The organism is Mesorhizobium montanum, assembly GCF_033977145.1.
In the GTDB taxonomy this organism is placed as follows: domain Bacteria; phylum Pseudomonadota; class Alphaproteobacteria; order Rhizobiales; family Rhizobiaceae; genus Mesorhizobium; species Mesorhizobium montanum.
Window position 1 is genome coordinate 110,836 of record NZ_JAVIJF010000012.1, and the last position, 14,209, is coordinate 125,044.

22 protein-coding genes and 1 pseudogene are annotated in these 14,209 nt (G+C 62.0%); 14 read left to right on the forward strand and 9 right to left on the reverse strand.

The window, feature by feature from the left end; genetic code table 11:
* Window positions 1–669: 669 nt before the first annotated feature.
* Complete coding sequence (locus RFM68_RS17685; protein WP_430694876.1) at window positions 670–867, reverse strand: hypothetical protein; 198 nt, start codon at window positions 865–867, stop codon at window positions 670–672.
* A gap of 106 nt (window positions 868–973) precedes the next feature.
* A complete protein-coding gene (locus RFM68_RS17690; RefSeq protein ID WP_320234279.1) occupies window positions 974–1,183 on the reverse strand; it encodes a cold-shock protein in 210 nt (69 codons plus the stop codon).
* 341 nt (window positions 1,184–1,524) lie between these two features.
* Between RFM68_RS17690 and RFM68_RS17695 the strand changes: the two genes are divergently transcribed.
* The 6 genes from RFM68_RS17695 (at window position 1,525) to RFM68_RS17720 (ending at window position 5,795) form a co-directional block, all read left to right on the forward strand.
* Window positions 1,525–1,758: a hypothetical protein gene (locus RFM68_RS17695; protein WP_320234280.1), complete on the forward strand. Its 234-nt coding sequence runs from the start codon at window positions 1,525–1,527 to the stop codon at window positions 1,756–1,758.
* 214 nt (window positions 1,759–1,972) lie between these two features.
* The gene (locus RFM68_RS17700) at window positions 1,973–3,283 is read left to right on the forward strand and encodes an NRAMP family divalent metal transporter (protein WP_320234383.1); all 1,311 of its coding nucleotides are present in this window, start codon (window positions 1,973–1,975) and stop codon (window positions 3,281–3,283) included.
* Between the two features lie 391 nt (window positions 3,284–3,674).
* Window positions 3,675–4,217, forward strand: coding sequence for an inorganic diphosphatase (locus RFM68_RS17705; protein ID WP_320234281.1), 543 nt, complete (start codon window positions 3,675–3,677; stop codon window positions 4,215–4,217).
* 40 nt (window positions 4,218–4,257) lie between these two features.
* A complete protein-coding gene (locus RFM68_RS17710; protein WP_320234384.1) occupies window positions 4,258–4,821 on the forward strand; it encodes a cysteine hydrolase family protein in 564 nt (187 codons plus the stop codon).
* A 136-nt stretch (window positions 4,822–4,957) separates the two neighbouring features.
* On the forward strand, window positions 4,958–5,470 hold the full coding sequence (locus tag RFM68_RS17715) for a YciE/YciF ferroxidase family protein (RefSeq protein WP_320234282.1): 513 nt from the start codon (window positions 4,958–4,960) through the stop codon (window positions 5,468–5,470).
* A gap of 112 nt (window positions 5,471–5,582) precedes the next feature.
* Window positions 5,583–5,795, forward strand: coding sequence for a hypothetical protein (locus RFM68_RS17720; RefSeq protein ID WP_320234283.1), 213 nt, complete (start codon window positions 5,583–5,585; stop codon window positions 5,793–5,795).
* A 25-nt stretch (window positions 5,796–5,820) separates the two neighbouring features.
* Here RFM68_RS17720 and RFM68_RS17725 read toward each other — a convergent pair whose 3' ends face one another.
* The 4 genes and pseudogenes from RFM68_RS17725 to RFM68_RS17740 all read right to left on the reverse strand — a co-directional run bounded on the left by RFM68_RS17725 (window position 5,821) and on the right by RFM68_RS17740 (window position 7,680).
* The gene (locus RFM68_RS17725; RefSeq protein WP_320234284.1) at window positions 5,821–6,858 is read right to left on the reverse strand and encodes a YihY/virulence factor BrkB family protein; all 1,038 of its coding nucleotides are present in this window, start codon (window positions 6,856–6,858) and stop codon (window positions 5,821–5,823) included.
* Between the two features lie 203 nt (window positions 6,859–7,061).
* Window positions 7,062–7,367 carry a hypothetical protein gene (locus RFM68_RS17730; RefSeq protein WP_320234285.1) on the reverse strand — a complete coding sequence of 102 codons (306 nt, stop codon included), beginning with the start codon at window positions 7,365–7,367 and terminating at the stop codon, window positions 7,062–7,064.
* A gap of 17 nt (window positions 7,368–7,384) precedes the next feature.
* Window positions 7,385–7,549: pseudogene (locus RFM68_RS17735) on the reverse strand (SDR family oxidoreductase); the annotation flags it as partial.
* Window positions 7,495–7,680, reverse strand: a complete 186-nt coding sequence (locus tag RFM68_RS17740) for a hypothetical protein (RefSeq protein ID WP_320234390.1) — start codon at window positions 7,678–7,680, stop codon at window positions 7,495–7,497. The gene RFM68_RS17740 and the pseudogene RFM68_RS17735, both read right to left, overlap by 55 nt.
* 1,162 nt (window positions 7,681–8,842) lie before the next feature.
* On the opposite strand from RFM68_RS17740, the gene RFM68_RS17745 reads away from it, so the two are divergent.
* Both RFM68_RS17745 and RFM68_RS17750 read left to right on the forward strand, forming a co-directional pair.
* A complete protein-coding gene (locus RFM68_RS17745; protein ID WP_320234286.1) occupies window positions 8,843–9,019 on the forward strand; it encodes a hypothetical protein in 177 nt (58 codons plus the stop codon).
* 193 nt (window positions 9,020–9,212) lie between these two features.
* Window positions 9,213–9,512, forward strand: a complete 300-nt coding sequence (locus RFM68_RS17750; protein ID WP_320234287.1) for a DUF982 domain-containing protein — start codon at window positions 9,213–9,215, stop codon at window positions 9,510–9,512.
* A 4-nt stretch (window positions 9,513–9,516) separates the two neighbouring features.
* On the opposite strand, the gene RFM68_RS17755 is transcribed toward RFM68_RS17750, so the two are convergent.
* Complete coding sequence (locus RFM68_RS17755) at window positions 9,517–10,236, reverse strand: Crp/Fnr family transcriptional regulator (protein WP_320234288.1); 720 nt, start codon at window positions 10,234–10,236, stop codon at window positions 9,517–9,519.
* A gap of 46 nt (window positions 10,237–10,282) precedes the next feature.
* Between RFM68_RS17755 and RFM68_RS17760 the strand changes: the two genes are divergently transcribed.
* Both RFM68_RS17760 and RFM68_RS17765 read left to right on the forward strand, forming a co-directional pair.
* A complete protein-coding gene (locus RFM68_RS17760) occupies window positions 10,283–10,576 on the forward strand; it encodes a DUF6894 family protein (RefSeq protein ID WP_320234289.1) in 294 nt (97 codons plus the stop codon).
* Window positions 10,577–10,683: 107 nt separating this feature from the next.
* Window positions 10,684–11,577: an alpha/beta fold hydrolase gene (locus RFM68_RS17765; protein WP_320234290.1), complete on the forward strand. Its 894-nt coding sequence runs from the start codon at window positions 10,684–10,686 to the stop codon at window positions 11,575–11,577.
* A 55-nt stretch (window positions 11,578–11,632) separates the two neighbouring features.
* On the opposite strand, the gene RFM68_RS17770 is transcribed toward RFM68_RS17765, so the two are convergent.
* A complete protein-coding gene (locus RFM68_RS17770; protein WP_320234291.1) occupies window positions 11,633–11,857 on the reverse strand; it encodes a hypothetical protein in 225 nt (74 codons plus the stop codon).
* Window positions 11,858–12,181: 324 nt separating this feature from the next.
* Between RFM68_RS17770 and RFM68_RS33640 the strand changes: the two genes are divergently transcribed.
* The 4 genes from RFM68_RS33640 (at window position 12,182) to RFM68_RS17790 (ending at window position 13,630) form a co-directional block, all read left to right on the forward strand.
* The gene (locus RFM68_RS33640; protein WP_430694877.1) at window positions 12,182–12,391 is read left to right on the forward strand and encodes a KGG domain-containing protein; all 210 of its coding nucleotides are present in this window, start codon (window positions 12,182–12,184) and stop codon (window positions 12,389–12,391) included.
* Between the two features lie 153 nt (window positions 12,392–12,544).
* Window positions 12,545–13,039, forward strand: a complete 495-nt coding sequence (locus RFM68_RS17780; RefSeq protein ID WP_320234292.1) for a hypothetical protein — start codon at window positions 12,545–12,547, stop codon at window positions 13,037–13,039.
* Between the two features lie 27 nt (window positions 13,040–13,066).
* Window positions 13,067–13,285: a hypothetical protein gene (locus RFM68_RS17785; RefSeq protein ID WP_320234293.1), complete on the forward strand. Its 219-nt coding sequence runs from the start codon at window positions 13,067–13,069 to the stop codon at window positions 13,283–13,285.
* Window positions 13,286–13,312: 27 nt separating this feature from the next.
* Entirely contained in the window at window positions 13,313–13,630 is a 318-nt protein-coding gene (locus RFM68_RS17790) for a plasmid stabilization protein (protein ID WP_320234294.1), read from the forward strand.
* A gap of 30 nt (window positions 13,631–13,660) precedes the next feature.
* On the opposite strand, the gene RFM68_RS17795 is transcribed toward RFM68_RS17790, so the two are convergent.
* Window positions 13,661–14,119 (reverse strand): Lrp/AsnC family transcriptional regulator, encoded by a 459-nt coding sequence (locus tag RFM68_RS17795; protein ID WP_320234295.1) that lies wholly within the window; start codon window positions 14,117–14,119, stop codon window positions 13,661–13,663.
* Between the last annotated feature and the right edge of the window lie 90 nt (window positions 14,120–14,209).

Genomic DNA, 14,209 nt, shown 5'->3' on the forward strand with positions numbered 1-14,209 from the left:
CGGTGGCGCGCCTTTCGCGGGGGGAGCGGGGCTGCGCGCCATCTGCGTTCAAGAACAACGGCGTCGGGCGAATGTTCCCGTTGCTTCGCGATTTTCCCTGACGCCAACGCCGCCACAGGAACACTCAAGGCCAGCATCCGTTAGAGCTCCATCACCCCAAAAATGGAGACAAACGCTGCTGGCGCGCCGGCTTGCGTCGCTTCCAGAAAGGCGTGACATCGGAGCGGCAGCGCTGGGCGATCCGGCCCGCGCAGGCCATGCGCCGATGCCCGAGACCACAATCAAATCGCGCCGGGAACAAGTCGACCTCCGGTCTGTTTCGCAAGGATAGGACATGTGTGAAATATGGCCCAGGATCGAAAACGGAACGACGTTCTTGCCAGGCTGCTTAGAAGGCAATTTTCCAACGACACGTTGAGGCGGAATTTCCGTGCGTGGCCGTTTTTCCGGACAGACCGCAAGCTTCCCGATCGCCTTCGAACCCTGCTGGACAAGCTTGCGCGAAGAAACGGACGAGGCGGTTCCGCCAACGACGGCAAAGGTCATTGAAGAGGTCTGGCTCAAGCCGATCGCGAAGAGAGGCCAGTCGCGAAGACAGGATGAGGCGACCGTCCGAGTTTTACGCGCATCCGGCCCGCCGGCTGGAAGGTCGATCCAGCGAGCCGCTGCTTACTTGCCGGCAGCCTTTTTCTTCGCTTTCTTCACCGGCTCCACGACCACCGGCCCACGCGCCTCTCTGGCAGCGCGAAGCCGGGCGGTCTTTGCGATCCTGGCCGCGGCCTCGTTGTCGATGATGGCGCGCGCCGTCTTGGTGGTTGCCTCGTTCTTGGCGTCGCCTTTCGGCTTGAACACATTCATCTCAGCCATGTGCTACCTCGCTATACAAATGAAAAAGGCCGGGCGAACCCGACCTCCCCTCAAAACCTCGGCGCCAATGCCGGTGCATCCGTGGTCATAGGCGCCGACGCATGGTTTAGGCCGCCTGGAGGTTCTCCGCGGCGCTCTTGCCGCTGCGAGCATCCTTGACGACGTCGAAGCTTACCTTCTGGCCTTCGACGAGGGAACGCATCCCGGCGCGCTCAACGGCGGAGATATGAACGAACACATCCGGCTGGCCGTTGCCCTGTTCGATGAAGCCGAAGCCTTTGGTGGCGTTGAAAAACTTCACAGTTCCAGTAGTCATACGATTTCCTTTCAAATCGACACAAATTGCCGCCGCTTGGCAACAGGCCAAACGTCACAGTTTTCGAAATTGAGAGGGAAGATCGTCAGGGCGCAAAGCGCTGAAACAACGTTCGTTCAACAAGATCGATGTGCATAGATATAGCGTTTAATCTGGTTCCCGGCAAGGCGAGCCGAATATATTTACGCGGGCAGCCTCGTTCGGCGCCTGGCAGAACCCACGGTTCCGAATGGATAAACCCGGGCTGGCCGGTTCCCGCGACCCAGAAAAGTCGGCCGCCAATATCAAATGTGGTATCGATCTTCACCTCTCTAAATTAGCGTCTTCTTCTGGAGCGCCGAATGAAGGCCTATCGCGTCGACGAGATGGAGGGCCAAGCTGTGCTATCGAGCCACACCGTCGAGGCGATGGCGCCATATGAGGCTGCCCAGAAAGCGCTCAGCGTCGAAGTCACGCTGCGCGGCGATGCCGAGAAATGGATCCGCGTGGTCGAACTGACCGGCAGGCCGCCGACAAGGCTTCGGCCCGGCACGTTCGAGTTCCGGGCTGTGGGGCGCCGAACCTGGGCGGGTTAGCCAAACAAATGTCGATGAGGACCTCGGTCCGAGATGCCAAGGCAACGACCGCCCTGGAACCGAAATCATATCTGCCGGTTACCGGATGTCTTCGTTAGCCATTGCTTATTATTCGGCAGTGCCTTCCTCAACTTATCGTGCAGGTCGTGCCGACCCGTCGTCCTTGCCTCGACGGCTGTTCCCCGGCCTGCGCGCGGACATGGAAAGACAGATGATGACCGAGGTCGGTTCGCAAATCGAGAAAGAACAAAGCAACACGCTGGCAAAGGGCCCATTCCAGCGATTCCTGCGCACGATCGGACCTGGGTTCATCACCGGGGCATCCGACGACGATCCGTCCGGCATCGGAACTTACGGCCAGGCTGGAGCCCAACTCGGTTTCAACATCGGCTGGGCCATGCTGTTCACCTTCCCGCTGATGGCGGCGATCCAGGAGATCGCCGCCCGCATCGGACGCACCACCGGCAAGGGTATCTCCGGCAACCTCAGCCGGCATTATCCGGCTTCGCTGCTTTACCTTGTGGTGATGCTTCTGTTCGCCGCCAACGTCATCAACATCGGCGCCGATCTCAGCGCCATGGCGGACGCGTTGAAACTGCTCATCGGCGGACCGCGCCCGCTCTATGTCATCGCTTTCGCAATCATCTGTGTCTGCGCGATCGTCTTCCTCGACTACACCCGCTATGTGAAAGTCCTCAAGTGGACCACATTGAGCCTGTTTGCCTATGTCATTGCGATGTTTGCGGCGCATGTGCCCTGGACTGATGCGGCCATAGGATTGTTCGTCCCGCACATTGAATGGAGCGGCACTTTCCTCACCACGCTGCTCGCGATCCTTGGCACGACGATCTCCCCTTATCTGTTCTTCTGGCAAGCCTCGCAGGAGGTCGAAGAGGAAGAACTCAAGCCAACCGCCAAGCCGCTGCGATGGGCTCCCTGGCAAGCGTCCAGGGCCTTCGGGCGAATACGCGCGGACACGCTCGTCGGAATGGCCTTTTCGAATCTGATTGCGCTTGCAATCATCTTCACCACCGCCGCCACGCTTCATAAAGCGGGAGTGACGGACATCGCGTCGTCCACAGATGCTGCAAAGGCATTGGAGCCGGCGGCCGGAAAATTCGCCTTTATCATCTTCTCGGCTGGGATCATCGGCACCGGTCTTCTGGCGGTGCCAGTGCTGGCGGGTTCGGCGGCTTTCGCCGTCGGCGAGGCTCTGCGCTGGCCGGTCGGGCTTCAGCGCAAGCCGAAGGAAGCGGTGGCGTTTTACGCGACGCTCGCCGCCGCGACCGCCCTTGGTACCGGGATCATGTTTACCCCGATCGATCCGATCAAGGCGCTTTATTGGAGCGCCGTGATCAATGGCATATGCGCCGTCCCCGTCATGGTCGTCATGATGCTGATGGCCGGCCGCAAGGACATCATGGGGGAATGCCCGGTTCAAGGCTGGTTGCGCGCGCTCGGCTGGCTTGCGACATCGACAATGGCGGCTTCGTCGGCGGGCCTCGTCGCGCAATGGGTCTTGTAGAGGGGTCGCTACGACCCAATTCGGATCGACAGCGGTGACATCGGGGCGGAGCCCTGCCTCCGTTTGCGGCTAGACGGCGGCTTACTGTTCTCGAGATTCCAATGAGCCTGCGTATCCTCCCGACGCGTCAACGATAAAAACGGCGGCCGAACAGCCGCCGTTCCTTGCCGCCGACCGACCGGCGTCAGTTCGCGCCGCCGAGTTCCTTAGTCATCTTGCAGAAATTGTCGTGCTGCTTGGCGATGGTAGCGTCACCGCAGTCCTCCAAGCGAAATGAATTAAGGCTCGCAATACGCCCGCGTCGCGCTTAGCGAACGGCCATCGGATGGGCGGGAACATTCGCGCCGCTGCAAGGTTCTCTTGCCAAGCATGACTTCGATCGAGCTTGGCCATGGCGGACTATCTGAGACTCCCGGCAACCTGCCGCAATCTGTTTCGTGTGATCGTTGAAACGCCGCGCGGGTCTGCGGCAAAGCTTGCCTATGAGCCGAAGACCGGCGTGTTTGAATATTCTCGGCCTCTTCCTGTCGGAAACACTTATCCTTACGATTGGGGTTTCGTACCTTCGACGTTGGGCGACGACGGAGATCCGCTGGACGGGCTGGTCATCCACCAGGCGGCTGCGGCGCCGGGCGTCGTCATCAAGTGCAACTTACTGGGCGCACTGAGGGTGAAGCAGCGTGATCCCGACGGCACGAAGGTTCGTAACGACAGGTATATCTTCTGCCCTCACAAGGAAGACGCGCCGGATGAGCCAGTGGCTACCGCCGATGTCCCGCGGGATCTTCGCCGGGAAATAGAACAATTCTTCCTTTCGTCGGTGCTGGGCACCGGCAAGAAAATCAAGCTGAAGGGCTGGCAGAACGCTGCCGAAGCCAAGCTTTCGCTGACGAAAGGGATGAAATCCTTCAAGCGAAAATTCGCCGACCAGTGAACGGCGGATGCCTATCTCCGGCCCCATTCCTCCAAACGCCATGCATATCTGCGTCGACATGCAGCGCATGTTCATGCCTCCCGGACCGTGGGCGGTCGAGTGGTTTCCCCAGACTCTGCCCAAAGTGCTTCGACTCACCGAGAGGTGGCCGGCGCGCACCATCTTCACCCGCTTCATTCCGGCGCTACGGGCAGGAGACGGGCATGGCCAGTGGGTTAGGTATTATGAACATTGGGCAGAAATGACACTCGAAAAAGCAGGGATGGACGTCATCGAGCTGGCGCCGGAGCTGAAGGATTTCGTTCCGCCGGCCCGACAGTTCGACAAACCTGTCTATTCGCCTTGGTTCGGAGGTAGATTAAGACGCGCGCTCGCAGTGGAGGATGTCGACACGATTGTCATCAGCGGAGGCGAGGCCGACATGTGCGTTCTGGCGACGCTCCTTGGAGCCATCGATTTCGGCTTTCGGACGATCCTAGCCGAGGACGCGATTTGCAGCACCTCCGACGAAGCCTATGACAGTATCGTAAAGCTGTTCACCAAAAGATATTCGCACCATGTCGAGGTCGCTCCCGTGGACGAAATCCTGGAGTCCTGGGCCTAGTCGAAGCGTCAGAAAGATCAGCGTGACTTCGTCAATAACAATTGATCAATCACGGCCCCCGCCGGCAAAAAAACTGTTCGGAACAACTTGCGGGCGGCCGTGTTGAAAATGATCCAACCCACCAGGAGATGCGCAAATGGCGACGACCAAAGCGGCCTCGAAGAAGGGCCTGAACGAACTTTTCCACGATACGCTGAAAGACATTTATTTCGCCGAGAAGAAAATTCTCACCACACTGCCCAAGATGGCCAAGGCCGCGCAGGACGAGGCCCTGAGGGCAGCCTTCGAAAAGCATCGCACCCAGACAGAGGAACATGTCGCGCGTCTCGAAGAAGTCTTCGAGGTGATCGACAAGAAGCCAGCGGGCAAGACCTGTGCTGCCATCATGGGCATCACCGAGGAAGGCGCTGAGATCATGGAGGATTACAAAGGCTCGCCCTCACTCGATGCCGGGCTGCTGGCCGCAGCTCAAGCCGTCGAGCATTACGAGATTTCGCGTTACGGCACGCTCAGAACCTGGGCTTCCGAACTCGGCCTCACCGAAGCAGTCAACCTGCTCGACAAGACGCTGACCGAGGAAAAGGAGACGGATGCCGCGCTCACCGAGCTTGCCGAATCCGCCGTCAACGTCGCGGCCGAGGCTGCATAGCGGCGATCAGCGGACGGCAGGACCTTCCCTCGATCCAGCTATCCTGGAGGGACACCCGCGCAAATGGAACCTCGGGTCACGGTCAAATGTTCCAGTTGGAAGGCGGGCCAGCATGACCAGATCGTCGCTTCATCTGCTCAAGGGCACAGGCTATCTGATCTCAACCGTGAGCGTGACCCTGCTGGCGATCGTCAGCTGGGAGAATGCATCGAAAAGCCCCTTGCTGATCGCCTGTCTGCTCGGCGGAGCCGCCACCTCGATCATCGGCATGTTCTGCCGCTGGCTTTCCTACGAGATCGAGAAACGGCAGGAAGAACGGCGGTAGGATCGCCAGGCCGGCGACGTTGGCGTCAGCCTCTACGGCGCAAAACCCGCGCGACGAGCAGCGTGATCAGGCTGCTGACGACAATCCATACGCCGATCCGGTCGCCGAATGCCGTTGCCCGAGGCGCCTCGGCCCCAAAATGGCTAGCGTTGGCCGGCATTGTTTCGTCCGGTGGCGCAGCCCGGTCGCTTGCGTCCGCCACGACCGGCGCGAGGTCGCGCCGGCTGCCGCGGCGCACCGAATAAGCGCGTGTGATCTCGGCGCCGAAGAGAAAAATCTGCGCCGAGTAGTAGACCCAGACCAGCACCACCATCAGCGCGCCGGCGGCGCCATAGGTGGTGGCGATGGCGCTGGTGCCGATGTACCAGCCGATCAGCGACTTGCCGATGGTGAAGAGCAGCGCCGTGACAACCGCACCGACACCGACGTCGCGCCATTCGAGCGTGCGATCCGGCAGGACCTTGTAAATTGCGGCAAAGAGCAGTGCGATCAGCGCGAAGGAGACGACCGTGTTGATGGAGCTCACGATCAGTTCCCCGAACGGCAGACTGCGGTTGATCAATTCGCCTAGCGCGGCGATCGCCGTGCTCGCCGCGAGTGACACCAGGAGCAGGAAGCCGAGCGCCGCCACCAGGCCGAGGCTCGCCGCCCTCGCCCGCACCAGGCGCGACAGCGACACGCCGTTGGGCTTCACCTTCCAGATTTCGTTGAGCGACTGCTGCATCTCGCCGAAAACGCCGGATGCGGTGACGAAAAGCGTGACCAGCCCTGTGAGCGTCGCAAGCGTGCCTGACCAGCGGTGCGCCGCGCTCTCGATCGTTGCCTTGAGCAGATCGGCGCTCTGCGGTCCCATGACGCCCGATATCTCGGCCGACAGCGCCAGCTGCGCGGCATCGTTGCCGATGACGAAACCGGCGATCGCCACGACGATGAGAAGGATCGGCGCCAGTGAAGTCGTGGCATAGAAAGCGATCGCCGCGCCGTGGCTCAGCGCATTGTCGTTGACGTAGCCGGCGCCACTCTGCCGCAATAGCACCCAGCCTTCGCGAACCCAGCCCGGCATCTTGCCCTCACCTATTTCGGACGCGGATCCTCGAGGCCGGCGCCGATGGTGGAAACTCCCCTGCCCGCCGTTTCTCGACCGCCTCGGCCAGGGCGAGCACGGCGTTCATTACTTCTGCCTGGACAGCCTTGTCGGCATCGCGTCGCTTCGCTCGTGGCTCCGCCCCAGGATAACGACATTCGATACGCGGGTGCCGACACCTGCTAGTTCGAATTCTGCGGCGGTACCTGACCCGGCTTGATCACCGGCATGTCGCTGCCGGTCGGCGGAGGCGTCTTGGCGTTCTGATCACCGGTCGGCGGCGGCTTCAGCACGCCGCCGCAATTGTTGAGCTTTTCCGACAGCTCATCCGTGTCGGCCTGCTGCTTCTGTTTTTGCTGCTGGTCGTTGGCGTCAGGCTTCGCCTGGCAGTTCTCCGTCGGCTGATCCTTCGGCTGCGCGGCGGTCTGTGCCGCCGCCGGCAGCACCGGGATCAGGGTGACGACTGCGATGAGAAGCGCTTTCTTCATGGGATCCTCCTGATGGATCAGTAACCCCCGATGATCGGCACGATCTCGCCGGTGATGTAGCTCGAACATTGCGGTGAGGCCAGGAACACATAGGCCGGCGCGATCTCCTCTGGCTGGGCGGGCCGCTTCATCGGCGTCTTGGCGCCGAACTGCGAAACGTCTTCCGCCTCGGATATCGGCGGGCGCCGGCCTGCATGGCGCCCGGCGATTTCGGCTTCGGCTCGTTGCGGTCCGTGGCATCGACCTTGCGCTGAACGCCGCGCTGCCTGCGTGCCGTGTCCGATTTCGGCCGGGCGGCGGATTTCGTCGGCATGACTGTCTCCTTCTGTTCGAAGGACAACGCATGCCGGCTGAAAAGGTTGATAACCGGCAGGTTGGATGGCGCGATCGCGTGAGGCCCAAGGATGCTTGCGCGTGGCGACTGTCGCGGTCCCCGAGACCAAGGTCTTAGGACGGAACTCTTAGGTCCGAATAGCGAAACATTTCATCAACTGCATTGTTAGCGGCCATGAAATTCTTCGTGGTCAGCACGCCAGCTATCACTGCCCGTTAACAGGCATAACCCATGGTGCAGCGATGCCGATTCCTGAATATATGAAAGATGCGCTTCTCAGCTTCGAGTGTCCGAAGTGCAAGCACCCGATCGTCCGGAAGGGCTCATGGTTTAAGGTGATCGCGACTTTCAGCTGCCCAAGCTGCCAGGAAACGCTTCGACTCGGTTATCCGGAAAAGCTTCGGATCTTCGAAGCACACAAGCACCTGACGGCGGCGCCGGAATGCAACCAATAGGATAGGGTGATCCGGGTCATCCCCTCCCCTTATACACCGTTTCCTTCGAGGTCTTCCGCGATCGCGCCATATCGCACCGGCGTATTTTAGCTATCTAGCATATGCGGCGGACATAGTTCGCCAGGCCGACGCCCGCTTCAGGCAATCTCCTCAACGAGAGGCGTCGGCCACCTGACCCGAATTGCCAAAGAAAAACCCGCCGACCGAAGCCGACGGGCTATCTTCCCTCAAACTGCGCCCCTTTCCTGGATGGTCCGCCGAAAATATCCAGGAAACCCTCAGCACGAGAGTGCTTATAGTACATATCCGGCAGACGGCGCTGTAGCTCAGCGGCAACAATGATCGGGGATTCTCAGGGGCCTGGACACGGCCCGGCCCATTCGTCCGGGAGCTTTTGTTGCCGCTTTTCAGACGAGCGAACCGAGCCGCTGGCAACCGATCGCGAACCCGATGGCCAAGGCAATTTACAAAACGTAGAGCACCTATGAAAGCCACTTCCGGCCCCAGGCACCAGAACGCGGCCCAATCGGCCCCAGATCGGCTCGATGAGATCTTGGGCTTGCGCCTGCGAGATGCCGCTTCCCGAACCAAACGAGCAGCAGCGGCTACATCAAAGTTAAATGCGGGCGCTCGGCCACGGTGCTAACCCTACACCTATCGGGGGGACTCTTCAGGAGGAGAGTCCCATGGACGTTCGAAATCTCATCGGCAGCCTCTCGGCCGCATTGCTGCGCCGGCGTGCCGCCGCACCACCAATTCCCGTCAGGGTGATCCGCGCTTCGCTCGCCGATGTGCCGATGCGGCCGCGCCCCAGGCCGCCGCACCGGCCGGCGCCGCCGATCCGGCCCGCGAGCAATATGTAGCCTCGGACCTGCTGGCCGGATGCAACCGGCCGACGGCCTCATCGTTTACGGCCATCTCAAATCTTGTGGTGCACCATGAAATCCTTGCGTTTGAACAGCCCGTTTTTTGTCCTCGCCGCCGCCATGATCGCAGCCGTGCCCTTTATCGGCCTTGCCTTGCGCACGCGCGAATGGCTCGGATGGTGAAAGACCGATGAGCCGCTTCCTGCCGCTCACCATCCACTTCATCGGCGGCGGCACGATGGTGGTCACCACGGTCGCCGAGGCCAAGAAGGCGCTTGCCGGAACCTGGAAGAACAAGGAGGCGCCGGCCTATCTCGAAGCGGCACGACTGGTTGATGACGCGATCGCGGGCACGTGCCGGCCAGCGATCGCGTTTGCCGCCTTCAAGAAGGCCGCCGTGCAACAGGGCCTGCTGAAGCCTGCCCGGCCAAGTGCGGCGCTCACCATGCTGGACCAGCTCTGGTCGCGTTCCAAGATGCCGCCCGGCTAGATGTCTATCTCGGCTCGCGCGCCATGCTGAGATAGGTCGGATCGAACTCGGCGATCCCAACCAGCCGCTCCCAGTCCAGTATCGTGATCATATGGCTTGTCCAGTTGATCACGTTCATGCGGCGCAGCGTGCCGATCACCCGGTTCATATGGACGACGGAAAGGCCGAGCACATCGGCGAGTTGGGCCTGCGACAGCGGCAGGTAAAAGCTCATGTCGCTCGTCTTCTTCACCACCTGAAGCCTGACGAATAGTTCGCAGATCAGATGCGCGAGATGGGAGAGCTTGGAGCGGCGGCCCATGGCCACGATCCATTCGCGATGGATGGCGCCGTCGACCAGCGTGTCCAGCCACAGCAGCCGGGTGAGATGCGGCGCTTGTTCGGTGATCGTCTTGAGCTTGCCATGCTCCGCCGCGGCCACATGGCAGGGCGACAGCGCGACAATGCCGTGATCCATGGTTTTGAGCAGGAAGGCATGCAGGTCGACGAAATCGCCCGCGACCTGCAGCGAGGTGAACTGGCGGCCACCGTCCTCCAGCACTTTATAGCGGGCGGCAAGCCCGTCGATGATCAGCGTGCTGTAACTCGGTCTTGTTCCCTCCGAGACGATGTCCTCGCCGACGTCCACATATCTCTCGATGGACAGGGTGGCGGCGAGCAGCGCCTTCTCTTCCTCTGAGAGGGCGTCGTGCGCGCCAAGGTTGAGATAAAGCGGTTCCAGCATCCGGCGTCCTCTATTCGCAACAGCTAACGCAGCAGACCGGGGCTGGTTGCAGGCGGCCGCGTGCCGCAAGGGCCGGCCCAGCGCGGATTTCCCCTCAGGATCGGTCGCCTGGAACCATGGCCGCGTTCGTGAATTGAACCTCGAAATCGCCGGGGATCGAGTGCCGATGCAGCGCTTCCACTTCGACCCGTACAACACCGGGCACAGCCAGGAGGGGCAGCTCTTTGCCTACCGCGAACGCGCCTGCATGGAGGCGCTGCACGTCCTGCACGACGTCGCCCGCGACGAGATGCCGGACGGCAGGCATCTGACAATCACAGTGAAAGTGCTGGCACAGTGAAAGTGCTGGACGAAAAGCGCGACCAGATCTTCGAGGCGTCGTTGACACTCGAATCCGTCTGGACCTGAGGCGGTCGGCGCGGTCCACTCCAGCCGCGGAGGCAAGCAATGTTCGACGATTTCGACAGCCGCGAGATCGACACCGGCGAGGCAAGGATCTTCGCCCGCCGCGCCGGCTCCGGGCCTGGCCTGCTTCTGCTGCACGGCTTTCCCGAGACGCATGTGATGTGGCGCGACGTGGCGCCCAGCCTGGCGCGGGATTTCACCGTCGTCTGCGCCGACTTGCGCGGCTATGGGCAAAGCTCCTGCCCGCCATCGGCCGCCGACCATGCTCCTTACGCCAAGCGCGCCATGGCCGCCGACATGCTGGCGCTGATGGACACGCTCGGCTTCGAGCGTTTCCTGGTCGCCGGTCATGACCGCGGCGGGCGCGTCGCCTACCGGCTGGCGCTCGACCATCCGGACCGCGTCGAAAAGCTTGCCGTGCTCGACATCGTCCCGACGGCCGAGGCCTGGGACCGGGCCGATGCGAGGCTGGCGCTCGGCTACTGGCCATGGGCGCTGCTGGCGCAACCCGAACCGCTGCCGGAGACGATGCTGGCGGCCGGGGCCGAAGCGGTTGTCGACAATGCGCTTTCCGGCTGGGGATCCGCGCCCGACGCGTTCCCGCCCGGCGTGCGGCAGGCTTATGTCGATGCGCTACGCGACCCGGCACATATCCATGCGATATGCGAGGAGTATCGCGCGGCGGCTTCCCTCGACCGCGAGCACGACCATGACGACAGGGAGGCAGGCCGGCGCATCGCCTGCCCGATGCTGGCGCTATGGAGCGAGCATGGGGCGCTGGCCGAATGGTACGCCCAGGAAGGCGGACCCTTGGCGCTGTGGCGAAACTGGGCGGACGATGCAAGCAGCGGCGCCTTGCCCGGCGGTCACTTCTTCCCGGAGGAATCGCCGATCGAAACGGCGGCCACGCTCGACGCGTTCTTTTCCGGGAGATAGCAATACCTCTTTCCGGAAGATGGCGCCGGCCAGCCAGGCGGCAGGCCGGCCTGGCTCACACAAGCATCAGACAAAGCAACGGCAGGGCCGCCAGGCCGATAGCCATGGCGATGAGCGTCGCATGACCGAGACGCTCCGCGCGTCTGGCGATGTCGGCGACCGTGTCCTCGTCGTTGATGACGTCGAGGAACGAAAGATCGGCAAGCGTGGCACGGTCGTTGTCATTGGCAGGCAGGCTTTCGGCATGCTGCCGGGCGGGTTTTGCGGAAATATAGGTCAAAACGTCGTCTCGCTCCGAAGCCGGCTGCGCGGCCTTCTTGTTTATGGATATTGGTACCCGCCGGAATTGCGCGGGGGGCGATCGGCGGGCACCAAGATGGCCGGCGAGGAGGGGCTTCTCGTCGACCGCTCACCAATTCGCAGAAAGCACATTGGTTGCACAAGCCAGCCCAATGCGCTGGACAGATCGGACTTCAGTCTGACCGAGTCACGAAATATTTCGGCCGGAACATCGGATGCAGGCACCTGTTCCCCTTACTCGAGGATGCCGAATGCGTCCTTGAATTCACCCTCAAGAAAAATCCGAAGCAACGGAGAATTCCACATGCCCAATCAAGGCGGAACTCACGAACAGCACGTCAAGGCCGGCCAGCAGAGCCACAAGAACCGCGACGACCAGCATCGCGGACAGCAACAGGCCGAGGACCGCAACATGGGTCAGCAGAACGCAGGCCAGCATAGGGGTGGCAGCGGCAACTTCGCCGAGGATCGCCAACGCGCCTCGGAGGCCGGCCGAAAGGGCGGCCAGCGCTGAGTTCAAAAATGGCGTCCGTGCCCGTTACGGGCGCCATTTTCCCTTGCCGCGAGTTCCACCCCGCGATGGAACCTCTTCCCCGTCCTCCAGTTCCTTCTGGACCGGCCGCCTCGAGGGCAGCTGTCGCCGCAGGATGTTTCAATGGAGGCACCAATGTCCCTGCATACACTTCATCCCGACCGCGTCGATGAGACCCGCATGCAGGCCTATTCGACCTTCGGTCCCCTGCTGATCCATTCGGTGATCCAAAAACTGGCGCGCTGCCAGGGCATGCGCGAACTGGACAAGGTCGAACAGTCGCTGCTGCGGCTGGTCGAGGAGACCGACGTTGCCGCCCCGCAGGCCGAGGCGATGAAGGAATTCGCGATCGAGCTCGTCGTGTCGACGCTGCGCAACGTGCGTGAGCATCCCGACGCCAAGCAGGATCTGGAAGAGATCGACGGCCGGCGCACCGAGGGCCGTTCGGAGAATCCGGAAACGCTGGAAGAACAGTTGCAGTCCGGCCTCGAGGACAGTTTTCCGGCAAGCGACCCGCCGGCCGTGGTCTCGACCTCGATCACCGGCGGCTCGAAGAACATTGTCGGCACCGACGAGGTGCTGCACCGCAAGAAGGAAGCACGCCGCAGGCAGTCGAAGACGGCAAGCTGATACGGCGCAGATAGAAGGAAGCCTGCGATGACCCAGGCAAACGACAACATCCCGCACCGGCCGGGCGCCGCACATGCGCCGCCGACCGGCAACCTGCCGACCAAGGGCGGCGGCGATCCCGACGTGCGCTTCCTGGCCGAGAACACCGATCTGTCGCCGAAGCAGGCGCGCGAGCTGATCCGCGAGCACGGACACGATCGCGACAAGCTGCTCCAGATCGCACGAACCATGAAGGCGGAGAGCTGACCTGCCTCCAATCACGGGAGAAGAAAAATGCCACGTGGCGACAAATCGAAATACACCGGCAAGCAGGAACGCAAGGCCGACCATATCGCCGAGGGCTATGAGCATCGCGGCGTTTCGGAGAAAGAGGCCGAACGGCGCGCCTGGGCGACCATCAACAAGGATGACGCCGGCGGCAGGAAGGAAGGCGGCTCCGGCCGCGGCAAGCACACCGGTAACCCGGCCGCGCACAAGGGCGGCAGGATCGGCGGCAAGGCCTCGGGCGAGCGCTCCGCGGCGGAGCGTTCCGCTTCCGCGAAGAAGGCGGCGGCGACGCGCAAGCACAATGTGGAGCACGCGCATCATTGATGGCTTCCCCTTTTGGAAGAAGGAAGGGGCTTACAGCGGCATCTCGGAGGTCTGCTTGATGGTCTGGCTGGGCACGTCCGTCTTGACGTTCTGCACGCCCCTGATGCGGCTTAGATGTTCGGACTGGAAGCGGCGGTAGTCGTCGATGCCGGCTGCCACGACCCGCACCATGGCATCGCAGTCGCCCAGCATCAGATAGCACTCCATCACCTCCGGGAACTTCGCCACCTCGGCGGCGAAATGCTCGATCGTGTCCTCGTCCTGCTGTTTCAGCCAGATGCGGGTGAAGAAGGTCTGGCCGCGGCCGATCTTGGTCGGATTGAGCACCGCGACATAGCGGTCGATGACGCCGGCCTCCTCCAAAAGCTTGACGCGCCTCAGGCAGGGCGACGGCGACAGGCCGACTTCCTTGGCCAGATCGTTGTTGGCCATGCGGCCGTCGCGCTGCAAGGCGCGCAGGATGCGCCTATCGATCTCATCCAGCTTCATGGTTCCAAATTCCAATCTTTTGCCTGAACACGCTATCGGATGCCAAATCCTGTCAGAAACGGCGCATCTTCGCAACCCGATTGCCGAGCC

Excerpts from the sequence above, each read along its gene's own strand:
- RFM68_RS17695 (WP_320234280.1), top strand. The coding sequence starts at position 1,525 with ATGAAGGCCTATCGCGTCGACGAGATGGAGGGCCAAGCTGTGCTATCG.
- RFM68_RS17785 (WP_320234293.1), top strand. The coding sequence starts at position 13,067 with ATGACCCAGGCAAACGACAACATCCCGCACCGGCCGGGCGCCGCACAT.
- RFM68_RS17700 (WP_320234383.1), top strand. The coding sequence starts at position 1,973 with ATGACCGAGGTCGGTTCGCAAATCGAGAAAGAACAAAGCAACACGCTG.
- RFM68_RS17690 (WP_320234279.1), bottom strand. The coding sequence starts at position 1,183 with ATGACTACTGGAACTGTGAAGTTTTTCAACGCCACCAAAGGCTTCGGC.
- RFM68_RS33640 (WP_430694877.1), top strand. The coding sequence starts at position 12,182 with ATGCCCAATCAAGGCGGAACTCACGAACAGCACGTCAAGGCCGGCCAG.
- RFM68_RS17720 (WP_320234283.1), top strand. The coding sequence starts at position 5,583 with ATGACCAGATCGTCGCTTCATCTGCTCAAGGGCACAGGCTATCTGATC.
- RFM68_RS17755 (WP_320234288.1), bottom strand. The coding sequence starts at position 10,236 with ATGCTGGAACCGCTTTATCTCAACCTTGGCGCGCACGACGCCCTCTCA.
- RFM68_RS17750 (WP_320234287.1), top strand. The coding sequence starts at position 9,213 with ATGAGCCGCTTCCTGCCGCTCACCATCCACTTCATCGGCGGCGGCACG.
- RFM68_RS17715 (WP_320234282.1), top strand. The coding sequence starts at position 4,958 with ATGGCGACGACCAAAGCGGCCTCGAAGAAGGGCCTGAACGAACTTTTC.
- RFM68_RS17725 (WP_320234284.1), bottom strand. The coding sequence starts at position 6,858 with ATGCCGGGCTGGGTTCGCGAAGGCTGGGTGCTATTGCGGCAGAGTGGC.
- RFM68_RS17685 (WP_430694876.1), bottom strand. The coding sequence starts at position 867 with ATGGCTGAGATGAATGTGTTCAAGCCGAAAGGCGACGCCAAGAACGAG.
- RFM68_RS17745 (WP_320234286.1), top strand. The coding sequence starts at position 8,843 with ATGGACGTTCGAAATCTCATCGGCAGCCTCTCGGCCGCATTGCTGCGC.
- RFM68_RS17710 (WP_320234384.1), top strand. The coding sequence starts at position 4,258 with ATGCATATCTGCGTCGACATGCAGCGCATGTTCATGCCTCCCGGACCG.
- RFM68_RS17795 (WP_320234295.1), bottom strand. The coding sequence starts at position 14,119 with ATGAAGCTGGATGAGATCGATAGGCGCATCCTGCGCGCCTTGCAGCGC.
- RFM68_RS17790 (WP_320234294.1), top strand. The coding sequence starts at position 13,313 with ATGCCACGTGGCGACAAATCGAAATACACCGGCAAGCAGGAACGCAAG.
- RFM68_RS17780 (WP_320234292.1), top strand. The coding sequence starts at position 12,545 with ATGTCCCTGCATACACTTCATCCCGACCGCGTCGATGAGACCCGCATG.
- RFM68_RS17705 (WP_320234281.1), top strand. The coding sequence starts at position 3,675 with ATGGCGGACTATCTGAGACTCCCGGCAACCTGCCGCAATCTGTTTCGT.
- RFM68_RS17730 (WP_320234285.1), bottom strand. The coding sequence starts at position 7,367 with ATGAAGAAAGCGCTTCTCATCGCAGTCGTCACCCTGATCCCGGTGCTG.
- RFM68_RS17765 (WP_320234290.1), top strand. The coding sequence starts at position 10,684 with ATGTTCGACGATTTCGACAGCCGCGAGATCGACACCGGCGAGGCAAGG.
- RFM68_RS17740 (WP_320234390.1), bottom strand. The coding sequence starts at position 7,680 with ATGCCGACGAAATCCGCCGCCCGGCCGAAATCGGACACGGCACGCAGG.